The sequence below is a fragment of the Methylobacterium sp. NEAU K genome, from assembly GCF_030700285.1.
Lineage (GTDB): Bacteria > Pseudomonadota > Alphaproteobacteria > Rhizobiales > Beijerinckiaceae > Methylobacterium.
In genome coordinates this window covers 1-12,760 of the sequence record NZ_JAUYZJ010000067.1, presented here as the reverse complement: position 1 = coordinate 12,760, position 12,760 = coordinate 1, and the positions used below count along the sequence as shown (strand labels likewise).

Sequence of the window (12,760 nt, the reverse complement as noted above, 5' to 3'; positions counted from 1 at the left end):
CAGCCGTCTGTGCCAGGAGATCGATGAACGGGTCGGCGCGTTCCTCGACCGGCCGATCGAGGGCGAGTGGCCGTATCTCTGGATCGACGCGCCCTACGTGAAGGTGCGCCAAAACGGCCGCCTCGTCGGCGCGCTCCTGTTGGAGCAGAATGACGAATGGGCCGTCCAGCGGTCCGGCTACATCACCCTGGAAAGCATCGCCCCGATCGGCGATGATCTCCGCGTCAGCCTGCCCACCCTGGCAGCCTGATCGATCCGGCCCAGGCCGGTGATCGGGGTGGCCCCGCCGAAGCTACACCACGCTACGAGACACGACCTCGGCACTGCATACCTCTGCACCGGCATGACCCACCGCTCCGCTCTCACCGACCTCCCTGCCGCCATCGACTTCTGGCGCGACCAGTTTGGCGCCGAGGCGCACCGGTCTGGCTGGACCGCGGCGCAGCTGTTCGGCTTCGACTCGGAGCACTGTACGTTTCGAATCGATCGCTGCGGCGTGCCGATGATCGACGGCAAGCCCATGCAGGTGGTCAAGCCGAACCGGATCTTGTTCGAGCGGACAGCACCCTATCGGAACCGCCCGGTTCCGGAATGGGGCGAGTCGGTCTGGGATTTCGCCGCCAAAGGTGATTGATAACCATTCTGCCGCAAAACGGCCCTGTCCTCACGGCTGGGTTCGATGATGCGCATATTTCTCATTGCCGCTGTACTCGTCGGGCTCTCGGCACCCGCGTTGGCACTGGAAACGCGTCTTGAGGGCGCGGTCACGGGCGGCGGCTTCGGCATGACCGGGTCGGATTATTACGGAGACGCGCGCACCCGGATGCCGTTCACTCAGGAAGCAGCGCCGCGGTCGATTGGTATCGCCGATGTCGAACGGGTGCGAACTGCGCGGCGGCATGCTGAGGCGGCCTCTCCGCGGCTGGCGGCTCATCGGACCATCGCGAACCGACGCCATCCCCGCGGCTGAGCCCTGACGCCAGCACCCCCGCGCTCGGTACAACCCTGTTACCATTGGTCTTCTTCCGCTCGATCCACACCCGTCCACCGGCTGACCGAATAACTTTGTTGGTATCGGTCGAACCGGCGCTGCGGACGGGTCGGCCACTGGGATGTCCCTCATCCTATCCGCCAGGCTGTGCGGGTCATCCCGTGCAGAGCGAGGAAATCGATCACGAGATCCCAACTCGTCGCGCCAGCATGACGCTGAAAGCGATGAGCCCCCCGAGGCTGACGATCGACGTGGCGAAGTTGATACAGAACCGGACGGGACGGCTGGAGCCATCGATCCCGCTGGCGCGCAGTCTCACCCCGGTCACCACCTCGATACGGACGCATAGATGCCCTCGTACGCGTCGGAGACAAACAGTTCGACGCCGCGCAGACAATGCCGGGCGAGCTTGCGCAGGAAAGCGGTCCAGAACGTCTCGGTCTCGGAGAGGCCGATGTCCATACCCTGCACCTCGCGGCGGCCATCACTGTTGACGCCGAACGCCACGATGACGATGCGCCCGTCCTGCCGGACCTTCATGTAGGTCGCGTCGATCCAGAAGTAGGGTCACTCGCCTTCGATGGAGCGGTCGAGGAACGCGCCGACCCGCTCGTCGATCTCCTGGCACAACCGGCTGACCTGGCTCTTGGATACGCCCGTGCCGCCCATCAAGGGCCCCATCGCGGCCTGCCGCGATTGGGCCCGCCCAAGACCCGGTCGTCCACGGAGCGGGTCGAGAGGTCCTGGATGTAGACCTCCTGGATTACAGCAGTGTGCGTCATGACCGCATTTATCCTGCTGTATGAGATGTGACCCAATCGGGATGCCCGCCTAGTGAAGAATAGCCGGATGGATTTATGTCTTGGCGCGATACATCAGGATGCTGCGTAATTTGCTATCTAATTACCGGGCAAAGAAAATTAATCGTATTGTCTGTGATTATATAAATTCAAATTTACTGACCTTTTCAGCTATCTCCGCGATCAACGCTGGTAGTAAACTTTTTGAGTCCGCAGCGAAGACTGAGAAAAATTCTACGACCGGACCTTCTGGACAGGTTTCGAGGACACGCAGTGCCCCGGACGCAATTTCCGCCTGGTAACATTGTACCGGCAGGAGGCTGACGCCGACGCTGGCTTGAGTCAGAGAGGCGACGGCGCCCATGCTGTTGCAGAGATCGACGGCCCGAGGTTCGTCGCCTCGCTCGCTCAACCAGTGCTCCACGGTTCGGTGATGGAAGCTGTTTTTGCCGAGTGATAGAATACGGACCGATCGGAAATCCGCAGGCTCGATCCTCCTGTCTGGGAACTCGAGCGCTCGGCCCGCCATCCAGGCGAAGCGAACGTGTCCGAGAGAGCGCGTCGCGAAGTGTGCCTCGAAGCGCGTGCCGGGCATCAGAGCGACATCGAGCTCCCCGTTCGACAAGAGGTTCTGGAGGTCGGCCGTCAGGGAAACCTGCAATTCTAGCGTCAGGCGCGGATAGGAACGGTGGATGAGCTCCACAAAGTCTGGCAACCAAGTCACGGCGACAAGTTCGGCCACTCCTAGGCGGACGAGGCCAGTGAGAGCGTCGCCGCTGCCGACCCGCGTCCGTATCTCGGCGCAGGCCGTGATGGCGCGCTCGGCGTAGATCTGTAGCTCCCGGCCCTTCGCAGTGAGCCGGATCCGCCGCTGCGACCGATCGAAGAGGGTGACCCCGAGATCCTGCTCCAACTCCTGGATGCGAGCTGAAATCGTCGATGTGGTCGCGTTTAAGCGATCCGCGGCGGCGGTAAAGCTCCCGCACCGCGCGATCTCAAGGAAGGTCTCGAGCTGTTTGATGTTCACGAGCAACGGGCCTTGGCGATCATGCCGTCGTGGATGCACCTGGCATAGATGGAGGGCCGCTGCAGAGATCGAGCGGACGACACAGGGCCGATGCACAGGTAGCAAACCCTTTTCTGCCCTGCAAAAATTTTCTCATAAGCCGGCGCGCTTCCGACAGTTCGATGTTTTCGAACGATCATCAGCGAAATAATTCGCTTTTTTCCCGGATCGTGCCCGCTAACGTGGGTCATGCGTTGAGACCCAGCGGCTCGAGGGAGTTCTGCTGCACCGCCTGCCAGTGACGCCTCGAAGGCCAGGCCGCTCGACAGATTTGCTGTGTGAAATGTCCCGAATGCAAGCAAAGGATGTCACGAAATGACCACTTCCGGCAGTATATCGGGAGATCAATTCAAATCCGCCATGAGGCGCTTCGCTGCCTCCGTGAATGTCATCACCTCAATCGATGGGCACGTCATGAATGGCATGACTGCAACCGCCGTCTGCAGCGTTTCGGCCGATCCTCCGAGCCTTCTGGTCATCGTCAACAAGACCAATCGGTCTCATCCGGTGATTAGCCGATCCGGCGCTTTCGCCGTCAACGTCCTGTCGAGCGATCAAGAAGAGCTGGCGGGTCACTTCGCTGCCAAAAAACCGGACCCGTTCGCCGAGATTGACTACCGCATCGGTAAGACCGGCTGTCCCTTGATCTGTGAGGCGGATGCCACCCTCGAGTGCGAGGTGGTTCAGGAGACCGATTACGGAACGCACACGATCTTCATCGGGCGGATCGTGACCTGCGATGTCGCGAGCAAAGCCCCTCTCCTTTATCACGAGGGCCGCTTCTGCCGCCTGGAGGAGCACACCCTGCATTTCGCCTAAGGAAGGCGCGATACCTCTCTCGAGCCAGCCGGCGCGGCACGCCACCGCAAACCGGTCGGGAGCACGGACGGCACCAAAAAGAAGACGAGCGCAACCGCTCAGCACTCCAACACATGGGTGGAAACGATGGCATCTGTAGTGGATAGCCAGCCCGGACTGGATCTCGGGCAGGCCAAGCACGCGCGTCGCGCCGTTATCGCCGCCACGATCGGCACGATGATAGAGTGGTACGACTTCTACCTCTACGGTCTCGTCGCCGCGCTCGTCTTCGGGAAACTGTATTTCCCTTCCCACGACCCGTTCGCAGCGACGCTCCTCTCCTTCTCGACCTTCTTCCTCGGCTTCGTGGCGCGCCCCTTCGGTGCAGCAATCTTCGGACATTTTGGCGATCGGATCGGCCGCAAGGCCACGCTCGTGGTCACCCTGATGCTGATGGGCGTGAGCACTGTTCTCATCGGCCTAGTCCCGACATACGACTCGATCGGAATCTGGGGTGCCGTTGCCCTGACCGTCCTGCGGATCATGCAGGGCGTCGGTGTCGGCGGCGAGTGGGGCGGCGCCATCGCCGTCGCGACCGAGTGGGGTCAATTCAACAAGCGACGCGGGTTGGCCGGAAGTTGGCCGCAATTCGGCTCGCCCCTGGGCATGCTGCTGGCGGTCCTCGTCCTGACCATCGTCACCCATGCCGGCTCGGCCGAGTGGTTCGAGACGATCGGCTGGCGCATTCCCTTCCTGCTGAGCGCGGTTCTGATCGGCGTCGGTCTCTACATCCGCCTAGGCGTGCTGGAGACCCCGGTTTTCCAGGAGATGAAGGCCAAGAAGCAGGTAGCCAAGGCGCCGGTCCTCGACGCCGTGCGGTTGTACTGGAAGGAGATCCTGCTCACCTGCCTCATCCGTACCGGCCAGCAGGCGCCGTTCGTCCTCTTCACCACCTACCTGCTCTCCTACGGCACAAGCGTGCTGAAGCTCGACCGGTCGTTCCTGTTCAACTGCGTGCTGGCAGCCGCCGCGACGTCCCTGATAACGACGCCGCTGTTCGGCTACCTGTCGGACCGCATCGGACGGAAGCGCATGTATCTGATCGGCGCCTTCACGATGCTGGTCTTCGCCTTCCCCTACTACTGGCTGATCAACAGTGCGATCCCGGCCGTGATCGTACTGACGGTGATTGTCTCCCTTGTTGTCCACGACATGCAGTACGGGCCGCAGGCCGCCTTCATCGCCGAGAGCTTCCCGCCGAACGTCCGCTACAGCGGTGCCTCGATCGGTTATCAGCTCGCATCCCTAACCTCGGGCGGCCCGGCGCCGATCATCGCGACCTGGCTGATGCACACCTACGGCACTTCGACCGCGATCAGCTGCTACCTCGCGATCATCGCGGCGATCAGCCTGATTTCGGCAGCGCTCCTGAAGGACCGCTCGAAGGAGGACTACGTCTCGGTCGCGTTGCGAGCACCCGAGCCTGACGCCGAGGCCGCTCTGCCTCTCGTCGCGCCTCGCGCAAAGCCCACGCTCTCCTGAGAGAAGGTGACAACCATGCTCATTCAGAACCCGCTCGCGCCGCACGCGCATGAAGAGGTGGCTTCGCCGCTGGAGCGCCTCGCGCCAAACAAGCTCATCCTCGGCCTGTTCCTGCCGATGCAGGAGGGCGCCTGGAGCCCCTCCCGAGCTCCGCGTTCGACCTCCTGGACATTCGACTATCTCGCCCAGTGCACCAAGCAGGCAGAGGATCTCGGCTTCGACCTCGCCTTCGGCCTGGCCCAGTGGATGAGCAAGGGTGGCTACGGCGGCGAGATGCGCTTCCGCGAGCACGAACTCGACCCGATCATCGTCAACACCGCGCTGGCGGCGATGACGAAGCGGATCGTGCTCATCAACACGGTGCACATCCTCTATGCTTGGCATCCCCTGCATCTCGCCAAGTTCGGCGCCGCGCTCGACCACATCAGCGGCGGCCGCTGGGGCGTGAACGTCGTAACGGGCTACAAGCCGAGCGAGTACCGCATGTTCGGTCTCGATATGATCGAGCACGATCTGCGTTACGACATGGCCGACGAGTTCACGACGCTCCTGGAGCGTCTCTGGGCCGAGGATGACAACCTGACCTTCGAGGGGCGCTGGTGGAAGACCGAGAAGGCCTTCCTGGCGCCTCGGCCGGGTGCCCGCCGCCCCTTCCTGGTCAACGCGGCGTCGTCCGGCGCCGGGCTGGCCTACGCGGCCAAGCACTCGGATCTGATCTTCATCACGAGTCCCGGTGGCGCCGAGCCGGCCAAGGCCTACGAGACCCTGCCGCCGGTCAACGCCCGCATCAAGGACCTCGCCACCTCTTACGGACGGCAGGTCAAGACGATCATCAACCCTCACGTGATCTGTCGCCCGACCGAGAAGGAGGCCCAAGAGGCCTACCGCCGCATCCTCGACCACGAGGACCCCGTGGCAGCGGACAATTTCGTGCAGACCTTCGTGGGTGGGGACACCAAATCCTGGCGCGGACACAGCCGCGCCCAGTGGGTGATCGGCGGCAACGTCCACCTCGTCGGCACGCCCGAGCAGATCGTCGAGGGCTTCGTGAAGCTGCAGGCGGCCGGCTGCGACGGTGTCCAGGTGAACTTCTTCGACTACCTGCAGGATCTCGCCTATTTCGGCGAATCCGTCATTCCTCTGATGAAGCAGGCAGGGCTGCGGGCATGAGCCGTTTTAATAACGATGCCAAGCGTGCGGGGCCCCTTGCGGGTCTTCGCGTCCTCGAATTCGGCCAGATCGCCGCTGGGCCGTACGTCGGCATGCTGCTCGCCGATCTTGGAGCCGATGTCGTCAAAGTCGAGCGGCCCGACGGCGGCGATGGCATGCGCGACTGGCCTCCGCTCATGGCGGCGGAGGGCTCGGACGATGCGCCCCGGTTCAGCGGCAACTTCGCCTCCCTGAACCGCAACAAGCGCAGCATCGCCGTGGATCTCAAGGATCCTGGCGACTTGGAGCGTCTGCGCGCATTGTGCACGCAGGCCGACGTGATCGTCGAGAACTTCCGCCCCGGCGTGCTCAAGCGCCTCGGCCTCGGCTACGAGGCGGTCGCCGAGGCGAACCCCCGCATCGTCTACTGTTCGATCTCGGGCTACGGCCAGGTCGGACCCTACGCGAAGAAGGGCGCCTTTGACGTCACCGTGCAGGCCATGAGCGGCATGATGAGCGTGACGGGCGAGCCGGACGGGGCACCGGTCAAGTGCGGGGTTCCGGTCGGTGACTTCGCAGCTGGCCTTTACGCCGCCTACTGCATCTCGGCCGTTCTGCGCCAAGTTGCCGAGACGGGGTGTGGCGCCTTCATCGACTGTTCGATGCTGGGCAGCCTGCTCGGCATCTCCGCTCTTCAGACGAGCGAGTATTTCGGGACTGGGCGAGTGCCGCAGCGATTGGGATCGGCCCATCCCCGCAACGCACCCTATCGGGGCTTCGAGGCGGAGGACGGACCATTCGTGGTCGCGGCCGGCAATCAGGAACTGTGGCGGAAGTTCTGCGCCGTCACAGGCACCGAGGAGCTGATTGCGGACCCCCGCTTCCTCAACCAGGAACAGCGAGCGCTGAACCAAGGCGCGCTGTTCGACATCGTCCAGCCGATCTTCGTGCGCAGGCCGCGGGCGTTCTGGCTGACTGAACTCGATGCGCAGGGCATTCCTTGCGCGCCCGTGAACGGCTTCGACGCGATCCTCGCCGATCCGCACGTGGCCGCGATGGGGCTCCTGCACGATCTGGCTCTGCCGAACGGCGCCCGCACCAAGACGGTGGGCTTTCCGATCGCGATCGGCGGCTTCGACTTCGCTATCGATCGTACCCCGCCCGAACTCGGGGCACACACCGATGAGGTCGCCGCCGACTGGCTCGCGGAGCGGGCCCGATGAGCCTGCGCATCTCCGAAATCGGATGCGGTCTGCGTCTGACGCTGGATCGCCCGGATCAGGCCAACGCCGTCGACGACACGCTAGTCGGCGCGCTCCACGCAGCTCTGCGCGAAGCGGCCCAGGCAGGAGCCCGCCTCGTCGTCCTGGACGGGGATGGACGCAACTTCTGCGGTGGTTTCGACTTCTCGGCGCTTGAGAGCTGCTCCGACGGCGATCTGCTCCTTCGCTTCGTCCGCATCGAGCAGGTGCTCCAGCTCCTCTGGAACGCGCCGTTCGTCAGCGTGGCGCTCGTGCACGGCGCCGCCTTCGGTGCGGGCGCAGATCTCGTGGCTGCGTCGACCTACCGGATCGGAGCACCCGGCTGCCGCTTTCGGTTTCCGGGATACCGGTTCGGCATCGCGCTCGGTACGCGCCGTCTCGGCTGCGTCGTCGGTGAGCAGCGCGCGCGCGAAATCCTCCTGGCAAATGCCGTTCTGGACAGCGAGATGGCCCGAACTGCAGGTTTGCTGACCCAGATCGCGAAGCGGGACGACTGGGACGGCATAGTCGCGGAGATCGGAGATAGCATGGAGAGCCTCGACCGCACCGCGACCGCGGCGCTTCTGCGCAATGTGCGCGCTGACCCCGATGCAGACGCCCGCGATCTCGCGGCCCTCGTCCGCTCCGCCGCGGAGCCAGGTCTGCGCGGGCGGATCGCCGCCTACCGGGCCGCGGCGGCTCGGCAGCGGCACACTTGACCAGTCCTGGCCCCAACGTAGCACCATTCGCGGCCGCACCGGCTCCAGTCGACGGTGATACAGTGCGGCCATTGCCGATCCCGGCCCTCGCCGCCGGCTTCCTCGTGCTCGCAGTCGCGATCGGGATCGGTCGTTTTATCTACACGCCGATCCTGCCTGTGATGGCGGACGGGCTGGGCCTCACGCGGGCTCAGACCGGCCTGATCGGATCCGCCAACTTCGCGGGCTACCTCGCTGGAGCCTTGGCGGCAGCGCACCCGCTGCTGCTCGAAAGGCGCCGACTTTGGCTCGCCGGCGCGCTGGCCACTTGTGTCGCGACGCTCGTCGCCATGGGCTGGTGCTCGACACTTGGCGCTTTTGTCTCGCTGCGCCTCGTCTGCGGCGCCGCGAGTGCCGTCGGCTTCGTGCTCGCCACTGCCCTGGTGATGGACCGCCTGACACAGACCGGGCGGCCCGACCTCGCCTCGCTCCACTATGCGGGCGTCGGCAGCGGGATCGCACTCTCGGCGGTGACTGTGTCGTTCGCCGGGCAGTCCGGCTTCGACTGGCGAGCACTTTGGGAGATCAGCGGCTTGCTCGCCCTCGGGCTTGCCGGGCCGATCCTTTGGCTCCTCCCGGCCCCGGCACCGGCTGTGTCGCGCGCACCGCCGGGAGGCGCGATCTCCACCTCGATCGTGCGGCTCGTTCTGGCCTACGGGCTGTTCGGCTTCGGATACGTGATCACCGCCACCTTTCTCGTCGCGATCGTCCGGGATCTACCGCAGCTATCCTCTGCCGAAGCCTATGTCTGGCTCTGTGTCGGCCTAGCCGCAGCGCCTTCCGTCGGTGTCTGGGGATGGGTCGAGCGCCGCCTCGGATTCCGGCATAGCTTCGCCCTTGCATGCCTCGTCGAGGCGTCTGGCGTGCTCGTCAGCGTCCTGGCGATGAACGTTCTGAGCATTCTCTACGCGGCCGTCGCGCTGGGCGGAACGTTCGTTGCTCTGACATCGCTCGGAATCGAGGGAGCACGCCGGCTGCGTCCTGGAGATCGTCAGCGCATCGTCGCGGTGATGATGGCAGCCTTCGGCACCGGGCAGGTCATCGGTCCCACGGCCGCGGGCATGCTGGCGGATGCCACCGGCAGCTTCACCGCCCCGTCTCTCGCCGCCACCGCCGCCCTCCTTGTCGCCGCAGGCTTGGTTCAGTCGATGCCTGATGTGGGAACGGCTGGATGAAGTCGGCCGAGGCGAAACCGTGGAGCGGATCACCGAGAGCTCTGGCAATGACTGACGGACAGGGTCCCCGCTGGCCACAACCCTGATCCGTGAGGTCGTGATGGTCAGCGCCAATGTTCCCGCGAGGATCCCTCCGGATGCCGCCTCCCCTGGCGCCTGGGCGGGAGCGGCAGGGGACCTACTCCCAGGTCTGCTGGTGTGCTTGGCGGTGACCACGGTCGCGCTGGTTCTGCAGGGGCTGGAGGAGCACCTCACCGGCCACCCCTATGTCGAGGCCCTGGTGCTGATCATCCTGATCGGCATCGCGATCCGCACTGCCTGGGTGCCGGGCGAGCGCTTCAGAGCCGGCATCGCCTTCTCCGCCAAGCAGGTGCTCGAGGTCGCCATCACCTTGCTCGGCGCCTCGGTAAGCTTGGGCGCCATTATCGCCTCGGGCCCGACGCTCCTGACCGGCATCGACGCGGCGGTGATGCTGACCATCCTGGTCAGCTGTGCCATCTGCCGTGGTCTCGGCCTATCGGTGCGCATGGCCCTGCTGATCGCCTGGGGCAGCGCGATCTGCGGCAACTCAGCCATGGCCCCGGTCGCGCCCATGATCGGCGCCGAAAGCTGGGACGTGGCCGCCGCCATCGCCTTCACGGCCGTGCTCGGTGTACCGATGGTGCTGGGCCTGCCGCTCTTCGTGCCGCTCGCGGGCTTCTCCGAGCATCAGTACGGGATGCTCGCCGGGCTCACCGTCTACGCGGTGCCACAGGTGCTGGCCGCGACCGTGCCGATCAGCCTGCTCGCCACGCAGGTGGGCACCCTGGTTAAGCTGATGCGCGTGCTGATGCTGGGCCCCGTGGTGGTAGTGCTGTCGCTGATCGCCCCGCGCCTGCCCGCGGCGGCCGCGACCGCCGGCGCCGCCCCAAGTCGGCTCGGCTTTGCCTAGCTCGTGCCCTGGTTCATCCTCGGCTTCCTGGCGCTTGCCACCGCCCGTTCGCTCGGTCTGTTTCCGGATGCCGTCGTGGCGCCGCTCTCTTACCTCGCGGGCTTCCTGAACGTGGTCTCGATGGCAGCCCTCGGCCTCGGCGTCGACGTGCGGGTTCTCGCCCGGGTCGGCGCCCGGGTGACACTGGCGGTAACGGGCTCGCTCCTCGTGCTGCTTGCCATCAGCGTCCTGCTGATCCGCGGGCTCGGCTTGAGCTGGGACCTCGCAGCGGAGCACACGCCTTCCTGCCGGCAGCCCGAGCCGACTTCGACAATTTCAACAGTTAAACGGTCTATTATTAAATTTTTACGTGTCCTTCGGCTCTGCATATCCTGCTTCGGAGCCAAGGCCGCCCACCTTGATTCCATCCGGCGGACGAACGTCTTCAAGGGGTACTTGGGGAACGGGTATCCGTAGGCAATTTGGCTGCACCATAGGAACTTGCTTGGCTAAGAGCCTCTCACAAAACGCCCGCTGCACCGTCGCGATCAGTGGGAGGTCTCCTGCTGATCGGGAATATTGTGAGGAACTCTAAATCCGTACACGAGGCGAGAGCACCTGCAGCGGGAGATCGAGAGCGACCACTTCAGAGTGAGGCGGCCGATGCCAAGGGTCGGCGGCTTTCGCTGCTTCGACATGGCTCGGTGCATGATGCAAGGCTTCGAAGGGATAATGTGGCTGCGCAACGGCTCCGGTTTCGCCGGTGCCTGAACCATGGAGGAGCAGTACCTGCTGCCGACCTGCTGCTTCGGACTTCCTAGTTCGAACAAAACGTGAAAATAGGGCGGCCGAGGACGAGGGCCTTCAGCGGTCCTTAGCCGAGCTTTCGAGAGGCGCCCAAAAACGCCGAACAGATCGGCTTACGTTGTTCGCCGCCCCTCTAGCTGTAACGCTGGTTGAATTGCTTAAACGAAAATTCGGTGCCATATCTCGCCGATAATATAAAAAACGGGGGGAAACATGTTCGGTCATAGGCTGCCGCGTCGTGGGTCTAGCAAGCGCCAGTGGGCCATTTTCGCCGTTGCGGGATTAAGTGCCGCGCTTCTGGTCGGTACGGGCGCGAAAGCGTCAGATGTCGAGATCGTCAAGACCGACATGCAGATCGATGCGCTCGATCCTGGCATCAGGCTCTTCATGCGCGAGAAGATGGCAGAGGGGAACACAACATTTAACGACCAAAACGTGGTTCTCTTTCTTCACGGCGCCACTAGTCCTTCAACTTGCGACTTCGACCTTGCCTATCAAGACTATTCATGGGCTGATTGGCTCGTGAAGAAAGGCTATGTCGTCTATATGGGCGACTACCGCAACTATGGCGGGTCGACGCGGGAACCGATCATGGACGAACCCGCAAGCAAGAACCAGCCTGCGACGCGTTCCTACCTCGCGCTGCGTGACGTCGAAGCGATGGTCAATGCAATAAAGGCGAAGCGCGGTGTCAAGAAAATAAATCTGATCGGTTGGTCGTGGGGCGCGATGATGGCCGGCTATTATTCATCATTGCACTCCGAAGACGTTCGTAAATTAATCCTTTATGCGCCGCTCTATAATTTCAATGATCACACTAACCTCGGGCCCGGTAGCGCCCTGCAAAACAAGCGCAAGCCTTATGAGTTCAATTTCTCTCTCGGCGCCTATCGTGTCGCATCAGAGGCCGCCAATACGGGCCGCTGGAACGGCGAGATTCCTGTCGAAAACAAGGATGAGTACCGCGATCCGGCCTTGCCGGCCGAGTTCTGGAAGGCTTGCCTGGCCACCGATCCCACCAGCAACTCGCGGACGCCGCCAAGCGTGCGTGCGCCGAACGGCGTGCTTGAGGACTCGTTTTATCAGGCAACCGGTCGCCCGCTTTGGAATGCGGCGAACATCTATGTGCCTACACTTATCATCGGTGGGGACAACGACACTTGGTCTTATCGCGAGGATCGTGAGGGCCTGATGCGTGACCTCGTTCATGCGCCGGTGAAGAAGAACTTGCTCATCAACGATGCGACACACTTTGTTCTGTTCGAAAAGAAGCGGTTCGAATTCTTCAATCAGATCCTCGATTTTATGCGTGATTAGAGCCTAGAGCGCTCTCAAACACTGCGAGGGCAAGAGAGCGCCGGTAGAGAGCTCCGGATCCCCGTCTTTCGCTAGGCTTCGGGGTCGTATCCCTGGAGGTGGTTCAGCTCGACGGTAGCGAGGAAGTCCGCCCGCGCGCTCTCCCCCGCGCTGTAGCGGGCGGACTTCCTCGCGGGGTGGTCATCGGCGGTTGCCGGGTACGGGCG

10 protein-coding genes and 4 pseudogenes are annotated in these 12,760 nt (G+C 63.6%); 12 read left to right on the top strand and 2 right to left on the bottom strand.

The features are described 5' to 3' along the window. The 3 genes and pseudogenes from Q8W67_RS26670 to Q8W67_RS26660 all read left to right on the top strand — a co-directional run. A pseudogene (locus tag Q8W67_RS26670) lies at nt 1-127 on the top strand (transposase); the annotation flags it as partial. Between the two features lie 150 nt (nt 128-277). After that, nucleotides 278-634 carry a hypothetical protein gene (locus Q8W67_RS26665; protein WP_305551247.1) on the top strand — a complete coding sequence of 119 codons (357 nt, stop codon included), beginning with the start codon at nt 278-280 and terminating at the stop codon, nt 632-634. A gap of 45 nt (nt 635-679) precedes the next feature. Continuing rightward, complete coding sequence (locus tag Q8W67_RS26660; RefSeq protein WP_305551245.1) at nt 680-970, top strand: hypothetical protein; 291 nt, start codon at nt 680-682, stop codon at nt 968-970. Between the two features lie 351 nt (nt 971-1,321). Here the strand turns inward: Q8W67_RS26660 and Q8W67_RS26655 are convergent. Together Q8W67_RS26655 and Q8W67_RS26650 are read right to left on the bottom strand one after the other, a co-directional pair. After that, a pseudogene (locus Q8W67_RS26655) lies at nt 1,322-1,764 on the bottom strand (transposase); the annotation flags it as partial. 166 nt (nt 1,765-1,930) lie between these two features. Next, entirely contained in the window at nt 1,931-2,818 is an 888-nt protein-coding gene (locus tag Q8W67_RS26650) for a LysR family transcriptional regulator (protein WP_305551249.1), read from the bottom strand. Nucleotides 2,819-3,172: 354 nt separating this feature from the next. Here Q8W67_RS26650 and Q8W67_RS26645 point away from each other — a divergent pair, with 354 nt between their 5' ends. From Q8W67_RS26645 to Q8W67_RS26605, 9 genes and pseudogenes are all read left to right on the top strand, one after another. Beyond that, nucleotides 3,173-3,676 (top strand): flavin reductase family protein, encoded by a 504-nt coding sequence (locus Q8W67_RS26645; protein WP_305551242.1) that lies wholly within the window; start codon nt 3,173-3,175, stop codon nt 3,674-3,676. Nucleotides 3,677-3,814: 138 nt separating this feature from the next. Beyond that, nucleotides 3,815-5,197, top strand: a complete 1,383-nt coding sequence (locus Q8W67_RS26640; RefSeq protein WP_305551240.1) for an MFS transporter — start codon at nt 3,815-3,817, stop codon at nt 5,195-5,197. Nucleotides 5,198-5,212: 15 nt separating this feature from the next. After that, nucleotides 5,213-6,367: an LLM class flavin-dependent oxidoreductase gene (locus tag Q8W67_RS26635; protein ID WP_305551238.1), complete on the top strand. Its 1,155-nt coding sequence runs from the start codon at nt 5,213-5,215 to the stop codon at nt 6,365-6,367. Continuing rightward, nucleotides 6,364-7,569 (top strand): CaiB/BaiF CoA-transferase family protein, encoded by a 1,206-nt coding sequence (locus tag Q8W67_RS26630; protein ID WP_305551236.1) that lies wholly within the window; start codon nt 6,364-6,366, stop codon nt 7,567-7,569. The genes Q8W67_RS26635 and Q8W67_RS26630 overlap by 4 nt, the downstream gene beginning before the upstream one ends. After that, a complete protein-coding gene (locus Q8W67_RS26625; protein ID WP_305551234.1) occupies nt 7,566-8,306 on the top strand; it encodes an enoyl-CoA hydratase/isomerase family protein in 741 nt (246 codons plus the stop codon). Before Q8W67_RS26630 ends, Q8W67_RS26625 begins: the two co-directional genes overlap by 4 nt. 62 nt (nt 8,307-8,368) lie before the next feature. Continuing rightward, the gene (locus Q8W67_RS26620; protein WP_305551232.1) at nt 8,369-9,520 is read left to right on the top strand and encodes a YbfB/YjiJ family MFS transporter; all 1,152 of its coding nucleotides are present in this window, start codon (nt 8,369-8,371) and stop codon (nt 9,518-9,520) included. A gap of 100 nt (nt 9,521-9,620) precedes the next feature. Continuing rightward, a pseudogene (locus Q8W67_RS26615) lies at nt 9,621-10,703 on the top strand (YeiH family protein); the annotation flags it as partial. Between the two features lie 339 nt (nt 10,704-11,042). Next, nucleotides 11,043-11,267 (top strand): annotated as a pseudogene (locus tag Q8W67_RS26610) (IS6 family transposase); the annotation flags it as partial. A gap of 183 nt (nt 11,268-11,450) precedes the next feature. Then, complete coding sequence (locus tag Q8W67_RS26605) at nt 11,451-12,554, top strand: alpha/beta hydrolase (protein ID WP_305551230.1); 1,104 nt, start codon at nt 11,451-11,453, stop codon at nt 12,552-12,554. The last annotated feature ends 206 nt before the right edge of the window (nt 12,555-12,760 follow it).